Below are 23,024 nucleotides of genomic sequence, written 5' to 3'. Positions count from 1 at the left end.
CAGGAAGCGCCGGCGTAAACCGCCTGCAGTCAGACGGCGGTGGACTCCCGGGCCATCACCTGGAACTGCGTGAGGATTTCGCGCGGCGCGGGTCCGGCCGGGTTCTTGATGCGTTCCAGGAGCACCCGAATGGCCGTCTCTGCGATCTCCTGGCGCCCAGGATTGACGCTGCTCAACGTGGGGATGGAGTAGCGGGTCTCGTCCAGGTCATCGAAGCCGATCACGGCAACATCAGTCGGCACGCGGCGCCCGGCCTCCTGAAGCACACGCATGGCGCCTTGCGCCAGGGTGTCGTTGAAGCCGAACACGGCATCGAACTCCACCCCGCGGTCGAGGAGATCGTGCATGGCTTCGGCACCGTTGGCGCGGTGCCAGGTACCGACGTAGGCGACGAGGTCGTCGTCGTACGCTATGCCGCGGGCTTCCAGCGCTTCGCGGTAGCCCCTTAGGCGGAGACCTGCGGACCCGATGACTTCACCCTCATGGGCACCGACGACGGCGATGCGCCGCCGCCCGGTGTCCAGCAGGTGTTCGGTGGCGGCACGTGCGCCCTCGACGTTCTGCATGGTCACGTGGTCGCAGTTCCCCGAGAAGATCCGCTCACCGAGCAGCACGATGGGCACCTCGGCGGTGACGAGCGCCGCGTCCTCTTCACCGAGGCCGAGCGGGCTGAAAATCAGCCCATCCGACATGCGCAGACGGGGGCTCTTCAGCACCTCGAGCTCGCGGTCGCGTTCGCCGCTGGTTTGTTCCACGAGCACCACCAGGCCGCGGGCCTCAGCCGCACCGATGACGGCGTCGGCCAGTTCCGCGAAGTAGGGGAGGCGCAGCTGGGGGACGGCGAGGGTGATCGCCCCGGTATGGCCGGAGCGCAGGCTGCGGGCGGTGAGGTTCGGACGGTATCCCAGCTGCGCAATCGCCTTGTTGACGCGCTCCCGCGTGGCCGGCCGGACGTTGGGGTGGTCGTTGATGACGTTGGACACCGTCTTGAACGACACCCCGGCCACCTGGGCCACGTCATGCAGGGTTGCCGCCATGGGAAGTGTCCTTTTGTAGTGTTGGTGCCGGTGGGGTCCGCACATGCGTGCCCCACCGGCAATATATCGTGTTGTAGCGTTTCGGGTCTCTGACCCGCGAATCAGGTCATCGCTTGCCTGCGCCCGGTGCCCGAACCTCCAGTGCGACGGGTTCGGTGGGCGTGACACCGTGCGCGTTCGAGAAGACCGCCCGCACCAGGAGCCCATCCTGATCGGCGCTCAGGTGCTTCAGCGTCAGTTGTGAGCGGCGAAGACCCTCGCCCGCATTGATCGTGCGGGGCTGCTCGGTCAAGCGCTGCCACGTGGCACCGTTGTCTGCCGAGGTTTCCCACTGCGCCACCGGGGCCGGGGTGCCGGATGCCTCCGCGCGGAAGGTCGCCTTACTTCCGACGACGCCGGACGCCGGCTTGGGCGCCTGCGTCACCGCGGGCAGGTCAACGGTCTGGTCAAACTCGGGCCAGCCGTCCACCCAGTTGATCTTCTGAAGTCCGAGGGTGGGGAAGTAGGGAATGTCCTTGTTGACGCCGTCGTAGTAGTGGAAGGCAAGGTAGTCACCGAAGACCGACTGTCCGCCCGGTCCGGTCACGGCACCGTGAGCGTCCAGCACTACCGTGCCGCCGCCACCGAACATGTCCCGGCCGTCCTTGTCGAGGTACGGTCCCGTGACGGACGTGGACCGTCCCACCGCGATCTTGTAGGTGGAGTCGCCGCCGCGGCAGCAGGAGTCGAAGGAAACGAAGAGGTAGTAGTAGTCACCGTTCTTGGTGATGTACGGGGCCTCGATCGGGTTGCCCCACATGAACCTGTCGGCGATGTTTACGGTTTGGGACTGCCAGTTCTCGACCGGCTTTCCGCTGGGCCACTCGATGGGGATCAGGAAGATCCCGTACCAGAAGGATCCGATGGCCATGTAGGGTTTGCCGTCCTCACCCTCCACGATGCCGGCGTCAATTGCGTTGAACGTCTTGTTGGGGTTGTTGGGGTCGAGGCCGGCTGCCGGTGAGGAGACCACGAGGCCCTGGTCGACCCACTCGTAGTCAGGGTCCTCGGGATCAAGCGTGGTGTTGGTGGCCAGAGCGGTGAGTGAGTTGCTGGTCCCGAACTGGGAAGCCGAGTAGTACAGGTAGTACGTACCGTCGTTCTCGTAGATCTCAGGTGCCCAGAGGTTGTCCGGCAGGGTGCCGCCGGCGAAGTGATCGTCGATCCAGCTCGGGATCTGGTCCCACACTGCACCCGTGTACTCCCACGTGGTGCCTTCGTCGTGCGAGGACCAGATCTGGATGGTTCCGCCGTTCTCGCGATTGATCCGGCCGGTCGAGTACACGTACCAGGTGCCGTCATCGTCGATGATCAGGGCAGGGTCGTGAATGGGGGAGGTTTCACCGACGACGGACTTGCCGCCGGGAAGGTCCTGGGTGAACGGGGTTCCCTGGCCGGTCCAGGTTTCGGACGCCTTCAGTACGTTGCCCGTTTGGGTGGTGTCGGTCTGCACAGCCGGTGCGGGTGCGATGCCGGTGAGGATGAGGCCTGCGCTCATGCCGAGGGCGGCTGTTGCTGTGGTGATGCGCTTGCGGAGCTGGCTTTGCGGTGATCGTGACGTCATTATCACGGTCCTTTCGGTCAGGAGTGCGCTGGTGTTTACAACGTTGAAAATATCGCATGCGAATAGTGGGCGGTCAAGGTTTAGTAAGTTGTTCCCTGACGATTGGCGGGTGGAGCCGGTCGGGTCCGAGGAGTGCAGCCGGGAATTTCCGCAACACTGTTGACGCCCGAATGTGATCTATGCCATTCTCTTTTTCAACGTTGTAATCAACGTTGTAAATCCGGCTCAGCAACCAGAACGAACTGGTGTGCCACATCAACCTCTAACCGGAAGGACCACGTGATGATGAAGTCACGTACCATCACCAAGACCATCGCGGCAGCAGCAGCTGCAAGCTTCCTGCTCAGCGGGTGCGCTGCGGCCGCCGGCGGCGGCGGCGATGATGGCGAAAAGACCCTCACCTTCATGTACCGCGGTGGGCCCGATGACAAGAAGGCGTACGAACAGGCAGTCGCGCAGTTCGAGAAGGACAACGGCGTCGACGTCAAAATGGTCCAGACAACTGCTGACCAGTACACCACCAAACTCAAAGCAGCCATTTCCGGGCGCCAGATCCCGGACGTCTTCTACATCAGCCCGGGCGAAGTCCAGGCTTACGTGCAGAACGGCATCATCAAGGACATCACAGAGCACGTCGAGGGCTCCGGGAACATCGATCTGGACAACATCTGGGATTACGGCGTGGACAGCTACCGCTTCGACGGTGAGCTCAGTGGCCAGGGTGCGATTTACGCGCTGCCCAAGGACGTCGGCCCGTTCTCCTTCGGCTACAACAAGACCATGTTCGAGGAAGCCGGCATTCCGCTTCCCGACCCTGAAAAGCCCTACACCATGGACGAGTTCGTCGAGGTAGCCAAGCAGCTCACGAAGGACACCAACGGTGACGGCAAGCTGGACCAGTGGGGCACCGGCCTCAATGCCACATGGAACCTTCCGGCATTCGTCTGGTCAAACGGCGGTGACTGGCTGAACGAGGACCGAACCAAGGTCACCATCGACACTCCTGAGTTCACGGAGGCTCTGCAGTGGTTCGCGGACCTGCAGAACGAGCACAAGGTCACCCCGTCCGCTGGTGAGGCACAGACCCTCGACACCTACCAGCGGTGGATGAAGGGCGAGATCGGCTTCTTCCCCGTAGGCCCTTGGGACCTTTCCACCTACGAAAAGCTTCCCTTTGAGTACGACCTGATCCCCTACCCGGTCGGTGCGACCGGTGAGCCTGCCACCTATACCGGGACCCTCGGCATCGCGGTGTCCAACGCGTCCAAGCACCCGGAGGAAGCAGCGAAACTAGCCACCTACCTCTCCGCCAACGAGGAAGCCCAGCAGACTCTCACCGACGCCGGGGTGCAGATCCCGAACCTGGAAGACATGGCTGAGGAATGGGCCAGCGACGAGTCCACCAAGCCGGCCAACAAGGGCGAGTTCCTTCAGGTGGTCCGTGAGTACGGACGGCCCCTGCCGTCCGAGCTCACCTACAACGCTGAGTGGTATGACGAGTTCTTCACCAACATCCAGCCCGTGCTGGACGGCAAGAAAACTGCCGCCGAGTATGCGAAGGAAGCGCAGCCGAAGATGCAGCAGTTCCTCGACGCGGCAAACCAGCAGGCAGGAATCGGTGGCTAGTCTCCGGACAGGCCGGACGAACCGCTGAACAGACCAGGTGCCGTGGCCGCGCGAAGGCCGGCCACGGCACCGCTCCAGCCGGCACCTGCCGGGCAAAGCCACCCGTTTTTGAATCAACGAGGATTTCAGATGTCCACCACCACGCGCCGATCCCGGCTCCACCGGCAGGAACACAGGACTGCGCTGGCGTTCGTTGCCCTGCCGGTCATCGGATTCCTGCTGTTCACCCTCTATCCGATGATTTTCTCCGTCTACGCGTCGTTCACCAGCTGGAACGGGCTCACCCCGCCCGTCTTCAACGGGCTGGACAACTATCTCACCATGGTCAAGGACCCGTACTTCCTGAAGGCCATGTACAACACGTTCTTCCTGATGCTGGGCATTCCGGTCGGCCTCGTGATTTCCCTGGCCCTGGCCCTGGCCATGAACCGGAAGATGCGCGGTTCTACTTTCTTCCGGACCGTGTACTACGTGCCGGTGATCTCTTCCATCGCCGCCGTCGCTATTTTGTGGCAATGGGCATTCAACGGTGACTTCGGCCTGATCAATCAGGTCCTCGCCGTTGTGGGAATCGACGGTCCCAACTGGCTCCAGGACACAGCAACGGTGAAGCCTGCACTGATCATCATGGCCATCTGGAAGGGCCTCGGGTTCTCCATGCTGCTGTACTTGGCCGCGCTGCAGTCGGTACCGCGTCACCTTTACGAAGCGGCCGCCCTGGACGGGGCCGGTGCCTGGCAGCAGTTCCGCAATATCACTGTCCCGATGGTGCGCCCGGTCACCTTCTTCCTGGTGGTCACGAGCGTTATCGGCGGTTCCCAGGTCTTCGTTGAAATCAACATCATGACACCGACAGGCGGCCCAGAGTTCTCCTCCGCAACCATCGTCTGGTACATCTGGCAAAAGGCCTTCGACAACCTGCAGATGGGCTATGCGTCTGCCATGTCCATCGTGCTCGGTCTCATGGTGTTCCTAATCACCTTCATCCAGTTCCGGCTCAACCGCCGCAACCAGTTCTCGATTGACTGAGGCAGGTCACCATGTCCTCCCAACGCGTCCTCCCATCCCCGCCGCCCCTGCAGCCCGAGCAGGGCATTCCGGACCATAAGTCCAGGCGTGCAAACGGCGGCTCTCCTACAGTTCGCACGAAGCTGACCGAATCCGAGCGGAAGCGTCGCCTCGGCAATATCATCGTGACGATCGTTCTCTCCCTGGGCGCAGTCGTGATGGTCGCTCCGCTGCTGTGGACGTTCTCTACGTCGCTCAAAACCCGCGACGGTGTGTTCGCCCTGCCACCGCAGTGGATCCCCGACCCGTTCGTCTGGGAAAACTACCTGCGCATCTGGTCCGCCGGACCGTTGCTCAGCGGTATTCAGAACAGCCTGATCGTGGCCTGCACCGTCACCATCGTCGGAACGCTCTTTTCCGCCCTGGCGGCTTTCGCCTTCGCGAAGATGCGGATGCCTTTCAAGAACGTCCTTTTCCTGAGCCTGCTCGCGGCGCTCATGGTTCCGTTCCCCACCCTGATGATTCCGCAGTTCACCATGTTCGCCTCGATCGGCTGGGTGGACACACTGCTGCCGCTGATTGTGCCCTTCATCTTCGGCAACATCATCATGATCTTCTTCCTGCGCCAGTACCTTTCCTCGGTGCCGGACTCGATCATCGAGGCCGCCAGGATCGACGGCGCGTCCTACCTCCAGATCTTCTTCAAGCTGATCTTCCCGATCATCAAGCCGGCTATCGCTGCACAGTTCATTCTCTGGTTCATGGCTGTCTGGAACGACTACCTGGCCCCGATCATCTACCTGAACTCGCCCCAGGTGCAGACCCTGCAGCTGGTCATTGCGAACTTCAACGCGCAGTACGCCATCCAGACTGACTACCCGCTCATCATGGCGGCCTCCTTCGTGGCGCTGCTTCCGGTGCTGATCGTGTTCATCGTGTTCCAGCGCCAAATCATCGAATCCATCGCACTCACCGGATCCAAGGGCTGACCGATGTCACTTAGGGGAAACCTGCAGCCTGCATCCACCGACCGGCCTGAGAGCTGGGGTGCGAGCCATGCGCACGATCCAACAGTGGTGAGGGACGACGACGGCACCTACTACATGTTCTCGACGGACGCGGTTGCCAACTCAACCGAGATCCCATCGGGAGTTCATGTGCGGTCCTCAACCGACCTGATCGAATGGACCTACCGCGGCACTGCCCTGAACGGTGTGCCCGAGGCTGCGGCCGAGTGGACCGGCGCGAAGGGTCTCTGGGCTCCGGACGTCGTCCGCTGGCCGGCCGCGGCAGGGGAGCCGGTCTGGCACATGTACTACTCGGCGTCCACGTTCGGATCCCGCACCTCGGCCATCGGGTTGGCGGTCGCGGCGAGCCCGGCCGGGCCATGGCAGGACCGCGGACTCGTGGTCCGGACGCTCACCGGCCGCGACCCGCAAAACGCGATCGACGCCGCGGTCACGTTCGACCGCAACGGCGATCCCTGGCTGACCTACGGCTCCTTCTTCGGCGGTATCCACACACTGCGCCTGGACGCGGAAACCGGGACGGCGCTTGTGGAGGGCGACCTCGGCACGTGCATCGCCCGGCGGCACACGGACGTCGACCGCGCCATCGAGGGAGCCTTCGTCCAGTACCGGCAGGAGGATGACCGCTATGTCCTCTTCGTCTCCTATGACTCCCTGTTCAACACCTACAACGTGCGGGTTGCGGTGGCCGACGAGATCACCGGCCCGTACCGTGATGCGAACGGTACGGACATGACCGATGTTGAGGCCGTTCCGCACGCCGTGGGCACCAAAATTCTGGGCAGCTACCAGTTCGACGGTGACACCGCCTGGCTCGCGCCGGGCCACAACTCGGTGCTCGTGGTCCCCGATGGGGAACACAAAGGCCAGTTCATGGTGCACCATGTCCGCTTGGCGGAGGACCCAACGCAGCACCGGGTCCAGCTCCGGCGGATCTTCACGACGGCGAACGGCTGGCCCGTTGTATCTCCTCAGCCCTATGCCGGGCAGGACGGCGAAACCCTGCCCGAGGAGGCACCGATCAGCGGCGACTGGCGGGTAATTCGTTTCACTCCGGATTCCACCGACGTGGTGAGAGCCCAGCCCATGACAGTGCATCCCATGACAGTGCATCCCATGACAGTGCATCCCATGACAATGCACGACGACGGCGAGGCCCGCTCCGGTGGGGAGGCCCGGCAGGTGCGCCTCACCATCACGAACGAAGGAGCCGACACTGAGGTGGACGCCGTGGTATTCGGTTCCTGGGACGCCTCCCGCAACCGTCCGGCGCTGTCCTTCAGCGGTGTTGACCGGCACGGGGTTGTCTACTCAGGAACCCAGGGAGCGTGAGCATGGACGGGAGTCTGAAGACGGGCGCAATCGCCGAAACGGGAAGTGACACGCCGGGCTGGGCCGGCCGACTGATGGAGTGGCTCCGGTTCGTCATGCAGCTGGTGCTCCTGAACCTGCTGTTCCTGGCCGGAACGCTGGCCGGATTCATTGTCTTCGGCGTCTTCCCGAGCGCCGTCGCCACCACGGTGCTGCTCGCCCGACTCCGCGCCGGAGATCCCGGGGACCGGCTCATCAGCGACTTCGTCACCGCCTACCGCGGGTCCTTCGTGCACGCGAACAAGGTCGGAAGCCTGTTCGCCGTAGCCGGCCTGCTCGCGATCCTCAACGTGGCAGCCCTTCCCACGGCGGCAGCGGGCCCGCAGCTCGCGCTGAGTGCGCTCGCCGTCGTCGTCTCCGGGGTGCTGGCCGTGTCGGCGGGCGCCGCCGTCGTTATTTGTTCCCGGCACCGGGATACGGTACTGCGGACCTGGCGCTATGCGCTGGTGCTTCCGCTGGCCTCACCGGGGATGACGATCGCCTGGGTGGTATCGATGACCGCCGTCGCTATCCTCCTCGGCGGCATCAATGCGCTCCTTCCGCTGGTGGGCGCCTCCCTTCCACTGCTGGTGTCGGGAATCCTCGTCGGTCACCGGCTCGACCGCCTCACGCAGGCCGGCGCGACGGATGACGAGGCAAGAGACCGGACGCCCTCCGGGAGGCCGCAGCACCTCACCGCGTGACACCGACTAAACCGCCCCTAATAACTTCGAACGTTCAGAACCACCCATAGATAAGGAATCACCGTGACCACCACCACCTCGCCCGACTCGACGGCGGCCACGACACGCGCCGAAGGCAGCGACCTCCCCGTGGAAGCACCGACCACCATCCGCATCGACCGTTCCGCCGTCGTTGCACCGATCAGCCGCCGGATCTTCGGCTCCTTCGTCGAGCACCTGGGCCGCTGCGTCTATGACGGCATCTACGAGCCCGGCCACCCGACCGCAAACGAGGACGGCTTCCGCATGGACGTCGTCGAGCTTGTCCGCGAACTCGGCTCCACCACCATCCGGTACCCCGGCGGTAACTTCGTCTCCGGCTACCGCTGGGAAGACGGCGTCGGTCCCCGCGACCAGCGCCCCGTGCGCCGCGACCTCGCCTGGCACTCGATCGAAACCAACCAGGTGGGCCTTGAAGAGTTTGCCCGCTGGTGCAAGCTGACCGACTCCGAGTTGATGATGGCCGTCAACCTCGGCACCCGCGGCATTGAAGCGGCACTCGACCTGCTCGAGTACGCCAACCACCCCTCCGGCACGGCCCTGAGTGACCAGCGCATCGCCAACGGCGCCAAGGACCCGTACAACATCCGGATGTGGTGCCTCGGCAACGAGATGGACGGACCCTGGCAGATCGGTCACATGTCGGCCGAGGACTACGGCAAGCTCGCGGCCCGGACCGCATCCGCCATGAAGACGGCGGACAAGGACCTCGAGTTGGTGGTGTGCGGCTCCTCAGGCTCATCCATGCCGACCTTCGGCGAGTGGGAGCGCGTCGTCCTCGAGCAGAGCTACGACTACGTGGACTACATCTCGTGCCATGCCTACTACCAGGAGCGCAACGGCGACCTCGGCTCCTACCTCGCCTCCTCGCTCGACATGCAGTACTTCATCGAGACCGTGGTGGCCACCGCGGACCACGTGAAGCACAAGTTGAAGAAGCAGAAGACCATCAAGCTCTCCTTCGACGAGTGGAACATCTGGTACCTCGAAGAGCACCAGGCATCAGACGAGGTCAATGACGAATGGCGCGTTGCGCCCCGGCAGCTGGAGGACACCTACTCAGTCGCTGACGCGGTGGTCTTCGGCAACCTGCTGATCACGCTGCTCAAGAACCACGACCGCGTCGCCTCGGCCTCACTCGCGCAGCTGGTCAACGTCATCGCACCGATCATGACCGAGCCGGGCGGAGACACCTGGCGCCAGACCACGTTCTTCCCCTTCTCCGTGACCTCACGGCTTGCAAAGGGCGAGGTCCTGCGCCCGCAGATCATTTCCGGCACCTACGCCACGAAGGTCTACGGCGACGCGCCCCTGGTCGACGCCGTGGCCACGGTTGACGCCGGCAACGCGGCCCTCTTCCTCGTCAACCGCAGCCAGACTGACTCGATCGACGTGTCGATCGACGTGAAGGATCTTGGGGCGAACGTCATCACGGAAGCGGTCACGCTGCATGACGAGGACGTCTACGCCAAGAACACCCTTGAGAACCAGACCCGCGTGGGCCTGAAGGATCTGCAGGGCGCCGTGCTCGACGACGGTGTTCTCACCGTCACCCTGCCTCCCGTTTCCTGGTCCGCGATCGCGCTCGGCTAGTGAAACTCCCTGCAGCGGCGTGGTCCGCCGTCCTGATCACCCTGGTGCTCGGGACGGCGGGCTGCGGCGCTCAACCCGCGGGGGAGAAGGAACTCAGCGGCGACTACTTCACCCATGATCCGGCGCTTGTGGCGGGGTCGGGTGCAGATGGCCGGGAGGGCGACTGGTTCGTCTACTCCACCGGGGACGGACAGGTCGCGGACGGCAACATCCAGGTTCGCCGCTCCGAGGACGGCGAGCAGTGGGACTACGCGGGCGAGGTGTGGCAGGAGAAGCCGGCATGGCTCGCCGAGGTGGTTCCCGGCGTCGTCAATCTGTGGGCTCCCGAGCTCTACGAGCATGACGGCACGTGGTACCTGTACTACTCGGCGTCAACGTTCGGGAGTAATGACTCCGTGATCGGGCTGGCGACGAACACCACCCTCGACCCGGAGGACCCGAGCTACGAGTGGGTCGATCGTGGGGAGGTGCTGTCCTCGGAGCAGAAGAACTTCAACGCCATTGATCCTGGGATCGTCGAGGACGAGCACGGCACGCCGTGGATGAGCTTCGGCTCTTTCTGGGGAGGCCTGCAGTTGGTTCAACTTGAATGGCCATCGGGTCTCCGCGCTGATCCCGACGCAAACCCGGTCACCATTGCCGACAGGCAAGTGCCGCCCAATGCCATCGAGGCGCCCTACCTGCTCGCACGCGACGGCTACTACTACCTCTTCGTGTCGAAGGACTTCTGCTGCAAGGGCCTCGAGAGTACCTACAACATGGCTGTGGGCAGGTCCGCCACCATCGAAGGGCCCTACGTGGACCGCGACGGCGTATCCATGCTCGACGACGGCGGCACTCCCTTGCTGGCGGGCAAGGGCCCTCGCGTGGGGCCGGGCGGGCAGTCCGTCTCCGGAGACGTGCTGGCCTTCCACTACTACGATGAAGCACTCGACGGCGCGTTCCGGCTCGGGCTGGTCCCTCTCACCTGGGACGACGGATGGCCGACAGCGCGCTGGGACTAGGAGCCGTTCATGGGATCCACAACCGCTACCGTTACACCGGCCTCACCGCGGTCCGCCGACCGGCTGAGGTACCACCCGCTGGGACTCGACGCTGTCCGTTTCGCACCGGACGGCATGCTCGGTGCATGGCAGCAGGCGAACCGCAGCGGCAGCCTCCGGCACTGCATCGAACAGTTGGAGGCCTCGGGCGCGCTGCCGAACATGCGGGCGGCAGCGGAAGGTCGTGCCGGAACCTTCAAGGGTTTCCACTTCGCCGACTCAGACATCTATAAGGTGCTGGAGGCCCTCGGGTGGGAAGCCGGCCGCAGCGACGTTTCGGAATTCCTCCCGTTCGTGGACGAGACCGTAGCACTGCTTGCCCGGGCGCAGCAGGAGAACGGCTACCTCAACTCCTTTTACGCTGAGACACCGGACCGGCAGTTCAGTGACCTCCGCTGGGGGCATGAGCTGTACTGCCTCGGGCACCTGTTACAGGCGGGCATAGCCTGGGCGCGGACGTCGGGACGCACCGACCTGCTGGAGATCGGTGTCCGGTTCGCCGAGCTCGTGGAGGATTCGTTTCCACCGAGTGGGCGTCCGCCTGTCTGTGGGCACCCGGAAATCGAGACGGCACTCATCGAGCTCTACCGCCATACCGGAGACACCCGCTGGCTCGAACTGGCCCGCCGCATGGTGGACGCGCGCGGGCACCGAAGCGTCGGCGAGGACCGCTTCGGCTACCAGTACTTCCAGGATCATCTGCCGGTGCGCGATGTTCCGGGGGCCACCGGACACGTGGTGCGCCAGCTCTACCTGGCTGCCGGCGCGGCCGACCTGTACACGGAGGGCGGTGACGACGACCTTCTCGCTGCCCTGGAGCGTATCTGGTCCGACGTGCACTTCCGCAAGATGTACATCACCGGCGGCCTCGGCTCCCGGCACCGGGACGAAGCCTTCGGAGACCCCTTCGAGCTGCCGCCTGACCGTGCGTACTCGGAAACGTGTGCCGCAATCTCAAGCGTGCAGTTCACCTGGCGGATGCTCCTCGTGACCGGTGAAGTGAAGTACGCCGACGAGCTGGAGCGCGCCCTCTACAACGCCGTTGCCGGTTCCACGTCGCCGGCCGGAACCGAGTACTTCTACTCCAATCCGCTGCAGGTCCGGACCGAGCGCGACGGCGAGCACGAGCAGGCACCGGCCCGCCGCGCACCCTGGTACGACTGCGCCTGCTGCCCGCCGAATCTCGCCCGACTCCTGTCGTCGCTGCACGCCTACGCAGCAACCACGGACGACGACGGCGGCCTCCACCTCCACCTCTACGAGCCCGCCGGCATCCGACTTCCGGACGCGTCCGTTGTGGTCACCACGGGATATCCGTTCGATGGCCGGATTTGTCTGGAGGTTACCGGTCACCTCCCGGTACTGTCCCTGCGGCTGCCCGGTTGGGCGAGGAGTTACAGGCTGCTGGTTGACGGCGCGGAACAGCAGGAGGAGCCGGTTGACGGTTATCTCCGTATCACCGACGTCGGGCAGGGGAGCGTCGAACTGATTCTCGATATGCCCGCCGAATTTCGTGCTCCACACCCGCATATCGACGCCGTCCGCGGATGCCTGGCGGTGACGAGGGGGCCGCTGGTGTATGCGCTGGAGCAGGCCGACCTGCCCGCCGGCGTCGTGCTGGAGGACGTGCTGCTGGATTCCTCGGGCGAGCCGGAAGCAGGTCCTGGCAAGGCACTGGTGCCCGGCGACATCAGCGTGCCGAAGGTACGGGTGGCAGCGGTGGTGCGGACGCCGGCGTCGTCGGCGATCTATCCCGTGGCAGGAGCGGAGACATCCGGTGCATCGCAGCGGATCTCCGTTGATCTTGTCCCGTACTTCCGGTGGGGCAACCGCGGACCGGGAGGGATGCGGGTGTGGATCCCGGCGGCCCAGTAAGGGGTGGTGCGGGCTGCACAGGGATGGCAGGCTGGACTGATGGCATACAGCAAGGGAACCAAGGTCAGTTGGAATACATCGCAGGGTAAAACCTCCGGCAAGGTTGTTGAGAAAAGGGAGAAGGAGTTCACCTTCGACGGCCAGAAGTTCAACGCATCGAAGGACGAGCCCTACTACATCGTCGAGAGCGAGAAGTCGGGCAAACAGGCCGCCCATAAGGAAAGCGCGCTCGACAAGCACTAGCGGGAATGTTTCCCGGTCCACCATGGTTCAACTAGATGCAAAAGCATGAAGGCAGTGAAACTGGAGGACCGGCCATGGAAACGCGCCGAGTAGTAGTAGTGTCCGGCGGCATGGGAATGCCGTCATCAAGCCGTATGCTGGCAGACCAGCTCGGCAGGGCAGCGCAACGCGAGTTCGAGCGCGCCGACGTCCTCACCGAGATCACCACCATCGAACTGCGTGAGCTCGCCGTCGACATTGCCAACAACATGGTCACCGGCTTCGCTCCGCCAGCGCTCGCCGCCGCCCTCAAGTCAGTTTCGGATGCCGATGCGCTCATTGTCGTCACCCCGGTCTTCTCCGGCTCCTACAGCGGGCTTCTGAAGTCCTTCTTCGACGTCCTCGACAACACTGCACTGGACGGAATGCCCGTGCTCATCGCCGCCACCGGCGGAAGCGTGCGGCATTCCCTCATGCTCGACCACGCCATGCGGCCCCTCTTCACCTATCTCCGGGCGCGCGTGGTCTCGACCGGCGTGTATGCCGGACCTGAGGATTGGGGCGCCGGTTCCAACGGCGCACCCGCCCTGGACCAGCGCATCAGCCGCGCCGCCAGCGAACTCGCGGGCATGGTCGAAGGCACGACGACGGCGCGCCGCCCCCAAGGCATCCAGCCTTCCGCCCCGTTTGAGGAACTCCTCGCGCAGGTGCAGGGCCGCTAAGCGTCCACTGCCCTTCCCGGTAGTCACGCTTCACTACGCGGACCCGGCATCCGGATCTGCCCAGCGGATCGCCCGTTTCAGTGGGATAGTCCGGACATTCCCACTCAACGTTCCGGTTCGGTGGGATCTCCCGTCGGGGCGGGTCCCGTCACCTCAGTGCATCGTGAAGGTGCGGGCGACGGCGTCGTGCACGGTCGGTAGCCCCGCGACCCTGCCCATGATGCGATTGCGCGCCGTCAACAGCGCTGACGGCAGGGGACGTCCCAGCATCATGTTGATGTGCGCCTGCCGTGACGCGGCCAGCGCAGCGCGGCGCCGTTCCTCGTTGAACCGGCGCAGGCCCAGCCCGACGTCGGTCCCCGCCAGCGAGTCGACCACCAGCGGAACCAGCTGGGCGGCATCGAGCCACCCCAAATTCATGCCCTGGCCGCCGATGGGGGACACCTCATGCGCGGCGTCGCCGACCAGGGCGATGCGTCCCTCAACGAACCGATCCGCGATTCTCCGGCGCACGGCGAAGGAACTGAGCATGGTGTTGTTCCGGGTGTCGACGGCGACGCCCGTCCGCTCAGCCACCAGACCCGCGACGGTCCCCGCGGTCGGGTTTTCCACCAGCGACGGCATCCGCACCACCCAGCGCCGCACCCCGCCGGGGAGCGGAAAGGATTCCACAATCCCGTCGGACTCCAGGTAGAGGGCGGCTGTGCTCCCGTCGCCGGTGGTGTCGGGGAAGTCGCCCATGACATATGCGTCGGGGTAGGGCCGTACCTTCGCCCGGATTCCCGCCGCGCTGCGCACGGTGCTCCGGGCTCCGTCTGCGCCGATGAGCAGCGCCGAGCGGTAGGTGCGGTGGTCGGTGACCGTCACCACCCCGGTCCCGACGTCGTGAACGGCCTCGACCGTTTCTCCCCGCCGGAGCGCGTTGGGGGCCAATTCCGTCAACCGTTCGGACAGGATGCGCTCGGTTTGCTCCTGGGGGATCGCCAGCACATATCGGTGCGGTCCGGGCAGGCAGGCGAAGGACAATTCGGCCACCGTGCGCCCGCGGCTGCGTGCTATGCCGCCCGGAATCTGCACGCCCGCCGCGATGAGGGCCTCCGCAACCCCCGCTTGTTCCAGGGCTGCTAGCGCCGGCGGATGAATGCCGATGGCGCGGGAGTGCGAGCTGCGCACGCTGCGGCGCTCGAGTACCTCCACCTCTATGCCGGACTGCGCCAGCAGGATCGCGGTATACAACCCCACCGGTCCTCCGCCGACAATCAGGACATCAGGCACGGTAAACCAGCAGGTTCCGGAACGGGACCTGGCCCTCCACCCGCCAGCCTTCGGGTACGACGGCGCGTAGTTCCTTTGCGAGGTAGCACCGCCGGATCGAAGTCAGCCCGTCCTCACGAATGAACGAGCCGCGCAGGGGAAGGGTGGCCACGGAAAACAGGGCAAACCCGATCCGGGTCCGCTCGATGTCACTGTGCAGGGCGAGGCGCTTGCTGAGTAGCTCCGAGTCGCGCAGCAATCCTCCCAGTTCCTGCGGCGAGAGGTGGTGGAGGACATGGTTGGACGTGACGACGTCGAACCGTTCTCCCTCCGCAACGAGCTCGGAACTGAAGGCCCGGCGGAAGGTGAGTGCCGGCGTCGTCGGCTGGCTACTGGCGAAGGCGTAGGCGCGTTCATCGGGGTCGATCGCCGTGATGCGCAGTTCGAAACCGTCACGGGCGGCCCAACGGGCGAGCGCGCGCGGGACGTCACCGCCGCCGGAGCCGATGTCCAGGAGCGTGTTCACCCGGGATGTCGACAGCACCGGACGGATGTACCGAGCCCAGGTCCGATGCCAGCCCGCGACCGCGCGGTTGACGAGCGGGAACTGGGCGTAGGTGTGGTCGAGCTTCGCCGGGTCGCAGTCGGGCTTGTCCATCTCTTCGACTGCGGTGAGGTCGCGGTGGGCGAGGAAGGCCATTCAGACCGCTGTCTTGGTGAGGAGCGCCGTCTCGACCGTGAGGCCGGGGCCGAAAGCCATGGAACAGATGCGTTCATCGTTCTCGGCTGCGGGCTGGTCCAGGATGTGCTTGAGGACGAACATCACGGTGGCGCTGCTCATGTTTCCGTAGTTTCGCAGGGTCTCACGGGCAGGAACCAACTGCTCATCGCTAAGCTTCAGCTTGGCCTGCACCTTGTCCAGAATGCTGCGCCCACCCGGGTGGATCCCCCAGTGCTCGATGTCCCGGTACTCCAGGCCGATCAGGGACTCATCCCGTTCGATCAGGGGAGTGAGGGCACCGACAATGTGCTCGTCGATGATGTGGGGAACGTAGGTACCGAGGACCATCTCGAAGCCTTCATCACCGATGTTCCACGCCATCGACTCCTCACCAACCGGGGTGAGCGTCGTTTCGAAGAAGTCGAGGCTGAGCATACTTCCGGCGGGGCGGGGGAGGTCAGTGCGGGCGCTGATGACGGCGGCTGCGGCGCCATCGGCGAAGAGGGACGTTCCCACGATGGTGTCGGGGTTGTTGGAGGAACGAACGTGCAGCGAGCACAGTTCGGCACTGACCACGAGGACCGCCGCCTTGGGGTCCGCCTCGCAGAAGGACTTGGCGGCACGCAGCGCCGGGAATGCCGCGTAACACCCCATGAACCCGAGGTGGTAGCGCTGTGCCGATGGGTCGAGGCCCAGTGCGCGGACGATCTTGTAGTCAGGTCCCGGGTTGAAGAACCCGGTGCAGGAGACGGTGATGACGTGGGTAATGTCGCCCGGCTCGACGCCTTCGGCAGCGTCCAGGGCTTTTTGTGCGGCTTCGACGAACAGCTTCGTACCCGCCTCGGCGTAGACCTCGTTGCGGGCTTTGGTCCCCGGACTGAGGATCGTCATGGTCGCCGAATCGAAGAACACTGGAGACTCGCTGTGCCGCTCCAGCGTGAGCTCCTCCACAGCGGTATAGCGCGTGTCGATGCCCGAGGAATCAAATGCGGCGGTCACCAGTCGCTGGCCCAATCGGTTGAGTCCGGGCTGCGCGGCGAAAACATCCCTCACCTGGGACTGCACCATGACGGTAGTCGGTACGGCGGTTTCGAGGGACCTTATGAGGACTGTCATAGTTCATTGTTAGGTGAGCGGATAAGCGAACACAATACGAAGCAGGCTGACGATATGCTGACAGTCTGCTGCCCGATGCTCCCCCCGGGTCGGGGTAGCGTGAAGGTATGGCACTGCACCAGAGCGCACGACGACGCCCTCCCATCCACACACGCACGCTGCGTACCGGCGCTGTCTGGGCTATCTCGGTCGGAATGCTGGCCGGCTGCAGTTCCTCCCCAACCGGCGGCGGGACGGTATCCGCTGAGCCTTCCGAATCGTCCGCGGCTGCGGCTCCGTCGTCCACCGCGTCAACGACTCCGTCAACCTCACCCAGCCCTTCGCCGAGTCCTTCACCCACCGCTGAGCCCACACCCGAGCAGCAGGAGCTGCCCCGCGGCGGTGTCGAGCTGTTCCCGGACTACCGGCTCGTGGGATTCAGCGGCCACCCCTTCTCACCGGGGCTGGGCCGGCTGGGAATCGGCGCGATCGACGAGCGGGCCGCCGAGATCGAGGCCCTCGGCACGGAACTGGCGGGCGGCAGGAAGGTCTTGCCGGTGCTGGAACTGATTGCCGTCGTCGTGCAGGCAGACCCGGGCGCCGACGGTGCCTACCGAACGCGGACTTCCGACGAGATCATCGGCGAGTACCTTGAGGCCGCGCGCAGGCATGACGGGCTGCTGCTGCTGAATGTGCAGCCCGGGCGGGCAAGCATGGCCGACGAGGTCCGTGCGCTCGAGAAGTGGTTGGCGGAACCCGACGTCGGCGTTGCCATCGATCCCGAGTGGGACATCACCGCGGAGCAGCTTCCCGGCCAGGCCTACGGTCACACCTCGGGGGAGGAGATCAACGAGATCGCAGCGTACGTCGACACCCTGGTGAAAGAGAAGAACCTCCCGCAAAAGCCGCTGGTGTTCCATCAGGTGGCTCCCGGCGTCGTCTCGAATGTAGGTGCCATCCAGGAATACGAGGGCGTCGAGGTCATCCGGAGTGTTGACGGTATCGGTTCGGCCAGCATGAAGATCGAAACCTACAATCTCCTGATGGAGGACCTGCCGCCGACCGTGCACGCCGGCTTCAAGCTCTTTTTCGAGGAAGACGTAGTGCTCGGGCCCCTCATGACGCCGCCCGAGGTACTCGCGCTGACGCCGCAGCCGGAGTACGTCCTGTACGAGTAAAACCGCTTTAGAGAACCCGATCTCCTAAGCTTGGGTTATGTTGCGCTACACGTTGCGGCAGCTTCAACACTTCGTCGCCGTCGCCGACAGCGGCTCGATCAGCAGGGCAGCCGAACTGAACCACGTCTCGCAGGCCGGTATGTCGCTGGCCGTGACCGAGCTGGAGAAAGCGCTGGGCACGCGATTGCTCGTGCGGCACAAGGCCAAGGGAGTCACGCTCACGAGCGCGGGCCGCCGGTTTCTGATTGATGCGCGCGCCCTGCTGAGTCACGCCGAGGAACTGGAAGCCTCCGTCACCGAATCGGCCGGCACGCTGGCCGGACCCCTCGCCGTCGGCTGCTACACCAACCTCTCTGCGTTCTGGGTGCCGCTGATCACCGCAGGATTCGCTGCACCCAATCCCAAGCTCAGGCTGACCATCGTCGAGGGATCCCCCGCCGAGCTGCAGGATCAACTGGGGGAGGGCCGTCTGGATGCAGTGCTTACCCATACCCTGCACGTTCGCCCAGGGCTGCGCACTCGCGTGATCAAGGAAGGCAGGCCGTACATTCTGCTCGCTGCCGATCACCCGCTCGCGGGCCGGCAGGCGATCTCACTGCCGGAGCTGGCCGACGAGGACATGGTGCTGCTGGACATCCCGTCGGTCCGTGACAACCAGCTGCCCAACCTGCGCAATTCGGGGCTGGAACCTAAGATTGCCTGGAGGTCGACGAGCTTCGAAGCGGTTAGGGGCATGGTGGCCCGCGGTCTCGGATACACGGTACTTGTCCAACGACCGGCCCAGGACGTGAGCTACGACGGGCTGCCACTGGTCTGCGTGCCGATCGACGGCAGTATCCGCCACAGCGACATCTGTTTCGCCTTCCCTGACTCGCCCCAGGTCAGTAGACGGCTGGATGCGCTGATGGACTACTGCGCGGACAACGCCTAGCGAAGTACCCGGCGCACGAAGTACGACGACGGCGCTCAGGGAGTGCCGTCGTCGTACTTCGCGCGAGGGGGACTACTTCATTTCGCCGGAGAGATCGGCGTCCTTGCCTTCCTTCGTCATGAGGATGCACACGGCTGCAACAACGAAGGAGAGAACCCAGACCAGGCCCACCAGCCACAGCTCACCGCCGGCGACGAGAACCAGTCCCGAGGCGATCATCGGGGTGAAGCCTGCGCCCAGCGTCGAAGCGCTCTGGTAGGTGAGGGACGCTCCGGTGTAGCGCATGCGGGTCGGGAAGAGCTCCGCGACGAAGGCTCCGAACGGTCCGAAGATGGTGCCCTGGATGATGCCGTTGGCAAGGAACAGTCCGATCGCGAACCCCCACAGGGTATCGGTCTGCAGCAGCCACAGGATGGGATAGGCCAGCACGGCGCCCGCCACCATTCCCACGAGCATGACCGGCCGCCTGCCGAACCGGTCGCTGGCCTTCGCCGCGAACCAGATGGCAATGATGGTGAGTGTTGCTCCGATCGCCTTGATGTTCAGCACATGGGTGGTGTCTACGCCGGCATCGATGATGTAGGAGACTGCCCAGACGGTCATGAGACCCTGCACAGTGTAGGAGCTCATTCCCGCGAGCGTACCCAGGACCAGGTTGCGGGGGTAGGTGCGGAAGACCTCCACGAACGGAAGTTTCTTCTTCTCCGCTTTCTTTTCCAGTTCGAGGAACAGCGGCGTCTCTGCGACCTTCAGGCGGATGGTCAGGCCAACCCCGATCAGGACAACGCTCAGCAGGAACGGGACCCGCCAGCCCCAGGACATGAACGCGTCCTCGGGCAACAGGGAGAACGCGGAAATGGTCAGCGTGGCGAGCACTGCGCCGGCCGGGCCGCCCATATTTGCGAAGCTCGCCGCAAAGCCTCGGCGTTTGGCCGGCGAATGCTCCAGGGCAACCAGCATGGCGCCACCCCATTCACCGCCGACAGCTATGCCCTGCAGGATTCGCAGGGCCACCAGCAGGATGGGGGCGGCCATACCGATCTGCGCCGTCGTGGGGAGCAGCCCGATCATGGTGGTCCCGACACCCATCAGGGTCATCGAGATGATGAGGACGGTCTTTCGGCCCACCCGGTCCCCGAAGTGACCGAAGATGAGCCCACCCAGCGGCCGTGCCACATACCCGACAGCCAAGGTGCCGAAGGAGGCGAACAAGCCGACGGCGGGGTCAAGGTTGGAGAAGAACACCTGGTTGAAGACAATCGACGCCGCCATCGCGTACAGGATGAAGTCGTAAAACTCTATAGCGCTGCCGATGAAGCTGGACGCCAGGATCCGGCGCATGTGTTTCGTATTGAGGCTGTCTTCGTTGACAGCCTGCGTTTGTGTCATGGTGCTGGTCATCGTACTGCTCCCGCTTCTTCGAGGGTATGGGCTGTTGGGGAGTTGCCAAAGGGAATGGAGTCAAGGTCGTCGGGGATGAGGAAGGTTCCGTTGAACTGTGCGCCGGCGCGTTCCCAGACGGACCGGGGTGTTGTGCCGGGCACCAGGTGATGCAGCGCGAGCGTCCGTGCGCCGGCCCGGTTGGCGAGGTCGACGGCGTCTTCCGGGCTCGTGTGCGACTTGCGGTGGTGGTCGATGGATGCCTGGCCCACTTCGCTGCCGCTGCTCGCGTAAGTACGGTGAACCCAGTCGAAATCGATTGCCTCGTGCAGAAGCAGGTCGGTGCCGCGGGCAAGCCGGACGAGGTTTTCACAGGGAGCTGTGTCGCCGGAAACGGTCACGGAGCCGGCGGCGGTGTCGAACCGGAAAGCAAAGGCTGGGGCCACCGGGGGATGCTGCACAAGAGTGGCAGTCACGGTGACCAGCTCATCTTCATACACGGTGAACGGCAACATGCCGGCGGGAGTCGGATTCGAGTTGGGGTGGTACGCGGGGTCCGGAATCGAGATGTCCTCCGGGATGAAGTAGTCGAACGGAGACGGGCGCAGGGCGTCGAGGATCCGGTCATTGAGGTCCGTGGCGTGGGCCCGCATCAGGTTCGTGAACATCTCGGTGATTCCCGGCGTCGGGCTCAGAGGGAAGACCGGGGTAGGGGGCACCGCTGCCCGCGGCGATACCGGGGGCAAGGCTCCCCGGTCGCCTGGGCCGACAAGCCGCACGGGACGCTGTCCGTCCTGGAAGGTGAAGAGGCCAAAGATGGCAAGCGAGCCGAGATCGATGGTGTGGTCCGAGTGCATGTGCGTGACGAAGACTCCGCGCAGAGAATTGATGGGTAGCCCGGCCAGCATGAGCTGCCTGCCGACACCGTGGCCGGCGTCCACCAGGTACGTGGAACCGCCGACGACCACGGCGGTCGCAATGCCCGCGCGTTGGCCGGCGTTTTCTCCTGTCCACCAGCGTGGACCGCCGGCCGTTCCGAGGGTGACTACCCGCGGTGCCAGGTCTTCGTGAGGGGAAAGGGCCATGATGCGTAACTCCTTTGAGGGTCTTTCCATCAATGATCCGGGTCACACTTCCGCTGGTAAAACGGTTTTAAGCGGGTTGTAAAACTGGTTCTGCTTAGGTTTAGGACCCATCCGGGCGGGCTGTGTCGCCGAACACAGGTAAACGCATCTACAGGAAATGGTTGGAACATGGCGGTTCGATCGGCAGCACTCGCAGCAGGAGCACTCCTCGCTGCGCTCCTGACCAGCGGCTGCATGCCTGTCGAGGAGAACCCGCTTGACGTCAACTCGCCGCGCTCGCAGGACTCAGTGAGCGCCGTGCAGCAGCCTGTCGCGGCGGAGGTCGGCGATGACCCACTGAACCTTGCGGAGAACGGCGCGACCCTCTGCTACACCCAGCCCGACATCGGCTTTCAGGAGTTCACCGTCCTTGTGCACAACGAGGCGCTGCAAACCTTCACCCTCGACGACGTCTCCCTGCAGGACCCTGAGAACCTCGCCCTTGTCAGCGCAGAGGTGTCTACGGCCAACAGGGACGGTCACCATAACGCCCACGACGACGACGGCGGCGGAGGTCACGGTACACACAGCGCCGAGCCGGCGCCCGCCACCGTAGCGCCCGCACCTGCCGGTCCCGTTGAACCGGTGCCGGCCGAGGGTTACAACATCACCACGCATGAGTACGTGAACCTTGTGGTTGCCGTCTCGATCGCTGACGGTGCTGATGCGGGCTCGGCACAGGGCATAACGGTCGATTACTCGACCGGCGGACAGACATTCACGGGCACCCATCCGCTGATCGTGGAGCTGGACCGTGAGGGCTGCGTCTAGTCCTAGAGACAGCATTCAACCGCTCGGTCAGGAGTACGACGCCCGCGCCCTGCAGCTCCCGCAGGCCCTCCGGCCGTCCGGAGGCCGCCAGGAGAAGTGAAAGGGCCGGCCCCCGCACGCTCTCGCCCGAACCGATTGTGAATCCCTCATCCGTTGCAGAGATTTCAAGCCCCGCCAAGCGTTTCCTGCCTCCGTCAAGTCGATCTCCGGCGACATAGTGCAGGGCATCCTCCAGCTTTGGCAGTCCCGGTCTGGTGATGCCCAAGGGTTGCCGGATGTCTTCTCCGTGCACGACTATCTCGATGAGGCGGGTGATGAAAGGACCCGGAGGCGTGTTCGTGCTGGTGATTGTTGCCCGGAAACGGGCGAGGGTTTCTACGGGTGTGGTAGCTCGCTCGGTAGCCACTTCGCGCGCGTTTGCCCTGTCGAAACTGAAGCCGGACCGGATCAACGAGATCCAGAAGCTGCGCCGCGTGGTCTTCGCAGACCCTGTCAGGTGAGCAACGACGTCGTGAATGTCCCAGCCCTCGCACAGGGAAGCGGTAGCCCACTGTTGTTCGGACAGTAGAGCCAAATCCTCAGCGAGCATGCGGCGTTCACGGTGGACTGTGTCCCAGCTGCTTGTCATCCCTCATCCTTCACCCTGTGTGTGCTGCTTCCGTCGCTTGTCCCGCCTTCATAGAGCAGACGCAGCTGACTCCGGGAAATCATCGGTGGTTT

General features: G+C 64.4%; 21 protein-coding genes. 13 read left to right on the top strand and 8 right to left on the bottom strand.

Going from position 1 to position 23,024, the window contains the following annotated elements:
- Positions 1 to 29 precede the first annotated feature (29 nt).
- Entirely contained in the window at positions 30 to 1,037 is a 1,008-nt protein-coding gene (locus AC5RU3_RS13985) for a LacI family DNA-binding transcriptional regulator (RefSeq protein WP_309072549.1), read from the bottom strand.
- Between the two features lie 106 nt (positions 1,038 to 1,143).
- Positions 1,144 to 2,640 (bottom strand): glycoside hydrolase family 43 protein, encoded by a 1,497-nt coding sequence (locus AC5RU3_RS13980; protein WP_493965943.1) that lies wholly within the window; start codon positions 2,638 to 2,640, stop codon positions 1,144 to 1,146.
- Between the two features lie 282 nt (positions 2,641 to 2,922).
- On the opposite strand from AC5RU3_RS13980, the gene AC5RU3_RS13975 reads away from it, so the two are divergent.
- The 10 genes from AC5RU3_RS13975 to AC5RU3_RS13930 all read left to right on the top strand — a co-directional run bounded on the left by AC5RU3_RS13975 (position 2,923) and on the right by AC5RU3_RS13930 (position 13,850).
- Positions 2,923 to 4,266, top strand: coding sequence for an ABC transporter substrate-binding protein (locus tag AC5RU3_RS13975; protein WP_309072630.1), 1,344 nt, complete (start codon positions 2,923 to 2,925; stop codon positions 4,264 to 4,266).
- 129 nt (positions 4,267 to 4,395) lie between these two features.
- Positions 4,396 to 5,295, top strand: a complete 900-nt coding sequence (locus tag AC5RU3_RS13970; RefSeq protein ID WP_309072629.1) for a carbohydrate ABC transporter permease — start codon at positions 4,396 to 4,398, stop codon at positions 5,293 to 5,295.
- Between the two features lie 11 nt (positions 5,296 to 5,306).
- The gene (locus AC5RU3_RS13965) at positions 5,307 to 6,263 is read left to right on the top strand and encodes a carbohydrate ABC transporter permease (protein WP_309072628.1); all 957 of its coding nucleotides are present in this window, start codon (positions 5,307 to 5,309) and stop codon (positions 6,261 to 6,263) included.
- 3 nt (positions 6,264 to 6,266) lie between these two features.
- Positions 6,267 to 7,634 carry an arabinan endo-1,5-alpha-L-arabinosidase gene (locus tag AC5RU3_RS13960; protein WP_493965942.1) on the top strand — a complete coding sequence of 456 codons (1,368 nt, stop codon included), beginning with the start codon at positions 6,267 to 6,269 and terminating at the stop codon, positions 7,632 to 7,634.
- A gap of 2 nt (positions 7,635 to 7,636) precedes the next feature.
- Complete coding sequence (locus AC5RU3_RS13955; protein ID WP_493965941.1) at positions 7,637 to 8,356, top strand: YesL family protein; 720 nt, start codon at positions 7,637 to 7,639, stop codon at positions 8,354 to 8,356.
- 129 nt (positions 8,357 to 8,485) lie between these two features.
- Entirely contained in the window at positions 8,486 to 9,988 is a 1,503-nt protein-coding gene (arfA, locus tag AC5RU3_RS13950; protein WP_493966041.1) for an arabinosylfuranosidase ArfA, read from the top strand.
- Complete coding sequence (locus tag AC5RU3_RS13945; RefSeq protein ID WP_493965940.1) at positions 9,988 to 10,992, top strand: arabinan endo-1,5-alpha-L-arabinosidase; 1,005 nt, start codon at positions 9,988 to 9,990, stop codon at positions 10,990 to 10,992. Before arfA ends, AC5RU3_RS13945 begins: the two co-directional genes overlap by 1 nt.
- Before the next feature lie 9 nt (positions 10,993 to 11,001).
- Complete coding sequence (locus AC5RU3_RS13940) at positions 11,002 to 12,906, top strand: glycoside hydrolase family 127 protein (protein ID WP_493965939.1); 1,905 nt, start codon at positions 11,002 to 11,004, stop codon at positions 12,904 to 12,906.
- A 39-nt stretch (positions 12,907 to 12,945) separates the two neighbouring features.
- Complete coding sequence (locus AC5RU3_RS13935; protein ID WP_493965938.1) at positions 12,946 to 13,149, top strand: hypervirulence associated TUDOR domain-containing protein; 204 nt, start codon at positions 12,946 to 12,948, stop codon at positions 13,147 to 13,149.
- A gap of 74 nt (positions 13,150 to 13,223) precedes the next feature.
- A complete protein-coding gene (locus AC5RU3_RS13930; protein ID WP_309071003.1) occupies positions 13,224 to 13,850 on the top strand; it encodes an FMN reductase in 627 nt (208 codons plus the stop codon).
- 153 nt (positions 13,851 to 14,003) lie between these two features.
- Here the strand turns inward: AC5RU3_RS13930 and AC5RU3_RS13925 are convergent, their stop codons facing one another.
- The 3 genes from AC5RU3_RS13925 to AC5RU3_RS13915 are packed head-to-tail and all read right to left on the bottom strand — an operon-like array spanning position 14,004 to position 16,941.
- Positions 14,004 to 15,092 (bottom strand): FAD-dependent oxidoreductase, encoded by a 1,089-nt coding sequence (locus AC5RU3_RS13925; protein ID WP_309124630.1) that lies wholly within the window; start codon positions 15,090 to 15,092, stop codon positions 14,004 to 14,006.
- Positions 15,093 to 15,117: 25 nt separating this feature from the next.
- Positions 15,118 to 15,804, bottom strand: a complete 687-nt coding sequence (locus tag AC5RU3_RS13920) for a class I SAM-dependent methyltransferase (RefSeq protein ID WP_309071001.1) — start codon at positions 15,802 to 15,804, stop codon at positions 15,118 to 15,120.
- On the bottom strand, positions 15,805 to 16,941 hold the full coding sequence (locus tag AC5RU3_RS13915) for a type III polyketide synthase (protein WP_309071000.1): 1,137 nt from the start codon (positions 16,939 to 16,941) through the stop codon (positions 15,805 to 15,807). It abuts the gene before it with no gap.
- 107 nt (positions 16,942 to 17,048) lie between these two features.
- On the opposite strand from AC5RU3_RS13915, the gene AC5RU3_RS13910 reads away from it, so the two are divergent.
- Together AC5RU3_RS13910 and AC5RU3_RS13905 are read left to right on the top strand one after the other, a co-directional pair.
- Positions 17,049 to 18,098, top strand: coding sequence for a hypothetical protein (locus AC5RU3_RS13910; RefSeq protein WP_309070999.1), 1,050 nt, complete (start codon positions 17,049 to 17,051; stop codon positions 18,096 to 18,098).
- A gap of 37 nt (positions 18,099 to 18,135) precedes the next feature.
- Entirely contained in the window at positions 18,136 to 19,029 is an 894-nt protein-coding gene (locus AC5RU3_RS13905) for a LysR family transcriptional regulator (RefSeq protein WP_309070998.1), read from the top strand.
- A gap of 72 nt (positions 19,030 to 19,101) precedes the next feature.
- On the opposite strand, the gene AC5RU3_RS13900 is transcribed toward AC5RU3_RS13905, so the two are convergent.
- Together AC5RU3_RS13900 and AC5RU3_RS13895 are read right to left on the bottom strand one after the other, a co-directional pair.
- Positions 19,102 to 20,418 carry an MFS transporter gene (locus AC5RU3_RS13900; protein ID WP_309070997.1) on the bottom strand — a complete coding sequence of 439 codons (1,317 nt, stop codon included), beginning with the start codon at positions 20,416 to 20,418 and terminating at the stop codon, positions 19,102 to 19,104.
- A gap of 8 nt (positions 20,419 to 20,426) precedes the next feature.
- Complete coding sequence (locus AC5RU3_RS13895; RefSeq protein WP_493965937.1) at positions 20,427 to 21,494, bottom strand: MBL fold metallo-hydrolase; 1,068 nt, start codon at positions 21,492 to 21,494, stop codon at positions 20,427 to 20,429.
- A gap of 168 nt (positions 21,495 to 21,662) precedes the next feature.
- On the opposite strand from AC5RU3_RS13895, the gene AC5RU3_RS13890 reads away from it, so the two are divergent.
- Positions 21,663 to 22,304: a hypothetical protein gene (locus AC5RU3_RS13890; RefSeq protein WP_493965936.1), complete on the top strand. Its 642-nt coding sequence runs from the start codon at positions 21,663 to 21,665 to the stop codon at positions 22,302 to 22,304.
- On the opposite strand, the gene AC5RU3_RS13885 is transcribed toward AC5RU3_RS13890, so the two are convergent.
- Positions 22,252 to 22,932, bottom strand: coding sequence for a maleylpyruvate isomerase family mycothiol-dependent enzyme (locus AC5RU3_RS13885; protein WP_493965935.1), 681 nt, complete (start codon positions 22,930 to 22,932; stop codon positions 22,252 to 22,254). The two genes, AC5RU3_RS13890 and AC5RU3_RS13885, sit on opposite strands and share 53 nt — an antisense overlap.
- Between the last annotated feature and the right edge of the window lie 92 nt (positions 22,933 to 23,024).

The sequence above is a fragment of the Arthrobacter sp. MDB1-55 genome, from assembly GCF_059092925.1.
This window is presented reverse-complemented; position numbering and strand designations above follow the sequence as displayed.

Bases quoted from the DNA above. Each gene is read 5' to 3' on its own strand.
- AC5RU3_RS13985 (WP_309072549.1), bottom strand. From the start codon at position 1,037: ATGGCGGCAACCCTGCATGACGTGGCCCAGGTGGCCGGGGTGTCGTTC.
- AC5RU3_RS13980 (WP_493965943.1), bottom strand. From the start codon at position 2,640: ATGACGTCACGATCACCGCAAAGCCAGCTCCGCAAGCGCATCACCACA.
- AC5RU3_RS13975 (WP_309072630.1), top strand. From the start codon at position 2,923: ATGATGAAGTCACGTACCATCACCAAGACCATCGCGGCAGCAGCAGCT.
- AC5RU3_RS13970 (WP_309072629.1), top strand. From the start codon at position 4,396: ATGTCCACCACCACGCGCCGATCCCGGCTCCACCGGCAGGAACACAGG.
- AC5RU3_RS13965 (WP_309072628.1), top strand. From the start codon at position 5,307: ATGTCCTCCCAACGCGTCCTCCCATCCCCGCCGCCCCTGCAGCCCGAG.
- AC5RU3_RS13960 (WP_493965942.1), top strand. From the start codon at position 6,267: ATGTCACTTAGGGGAAACCTGCAGCCTGCATCCACCGACCGGCCTGAG.
- AC5RU3_RS13955 (WP_493965941.1), top strand. From the start codon at position 7,637: ATGGACGGGAGTCTGAAGACGGGCGCAATCGCCGAAACGGGAAGTGAC.
- AC5RU3_RS13940 (WP_493965939.1), top strand. From the start codon at position 11,002: ATGGGATCCACAACCGCTACCGTTACACCGGCCTCACCGCGGTCCGCC.
- AC5RU3_RS13935 (WP_493965938.1), top strand. From the start codon at position 12,946: ATGGCATACAGCAAGGGAACCAAGGTCAGTTGGAATACATCGCAGGGT.
- AC5RU3_RS13930 (WP_309071003.1), top strand. From the start codon at position 13,224: ATGGAAACGCGCCGAGTAGTAGTAGTGTCCGGCGGCATGGGAATGCCG.
- AC5RU3_RS13920 (WP_309071001.1), bottom strand. From the start codon at position 15,804: ATGGCCTTCCTCGCCCACCGCGACCTCACCGCAGTCGAAGAGATGGAC.
- AC5RU3_RS13915 (WP_309071000.1), bottom strand. From the start codon at position 16,941: ATGACAGTCCTCATAAGGTCCCTCGAAACCGCCGTACCGACTACCGTC.
- AC5RU3_RS13910 (WP_309070999.1), top strand. From the start codon at position 17,049: ATGGCACTGCACCAGAGCGCACGACGACGCCCTCCCATCCACACACGC.
- AC5RU3_RS13905 (WP_309070998.1), top strand. From the start codon at position 18,136: ATGTTGCGCTACACGTTGCGGCAGCTTCAACACTTCGTCGCCGTCGCC.
- AC5RU3_RS13900 (WP_309070997.1), bottom strand. From the start codon at position 20,418: ATGACACAAACGCAGGCTGTCAACGAAGACAGCCTCAATACGAAACAC.
- AC5RU3_RS13895 (WP_493965937.1), bottom strand. From the start codon at position 21,494: ATGGCCCTTTCCCCTCACGAAGACCTGGCACCGCGGGTAGTCACCCTC.
- AC5RU3_RS13890 (WP_493965936.1), top strand. From the start codon at position 21,663: ATGGCGGTTCGATCGGCAGCACTCGCAGCAGGAGCACTCCTCGCTGCG.
- AC5RU3_RS13885 (WP_493965935.1), bottom strand. From the start codon at position 22,932: ATGACAAGCAGCTGGGACACAGTCCACCGTGAACGCCGCATGCTCGCT.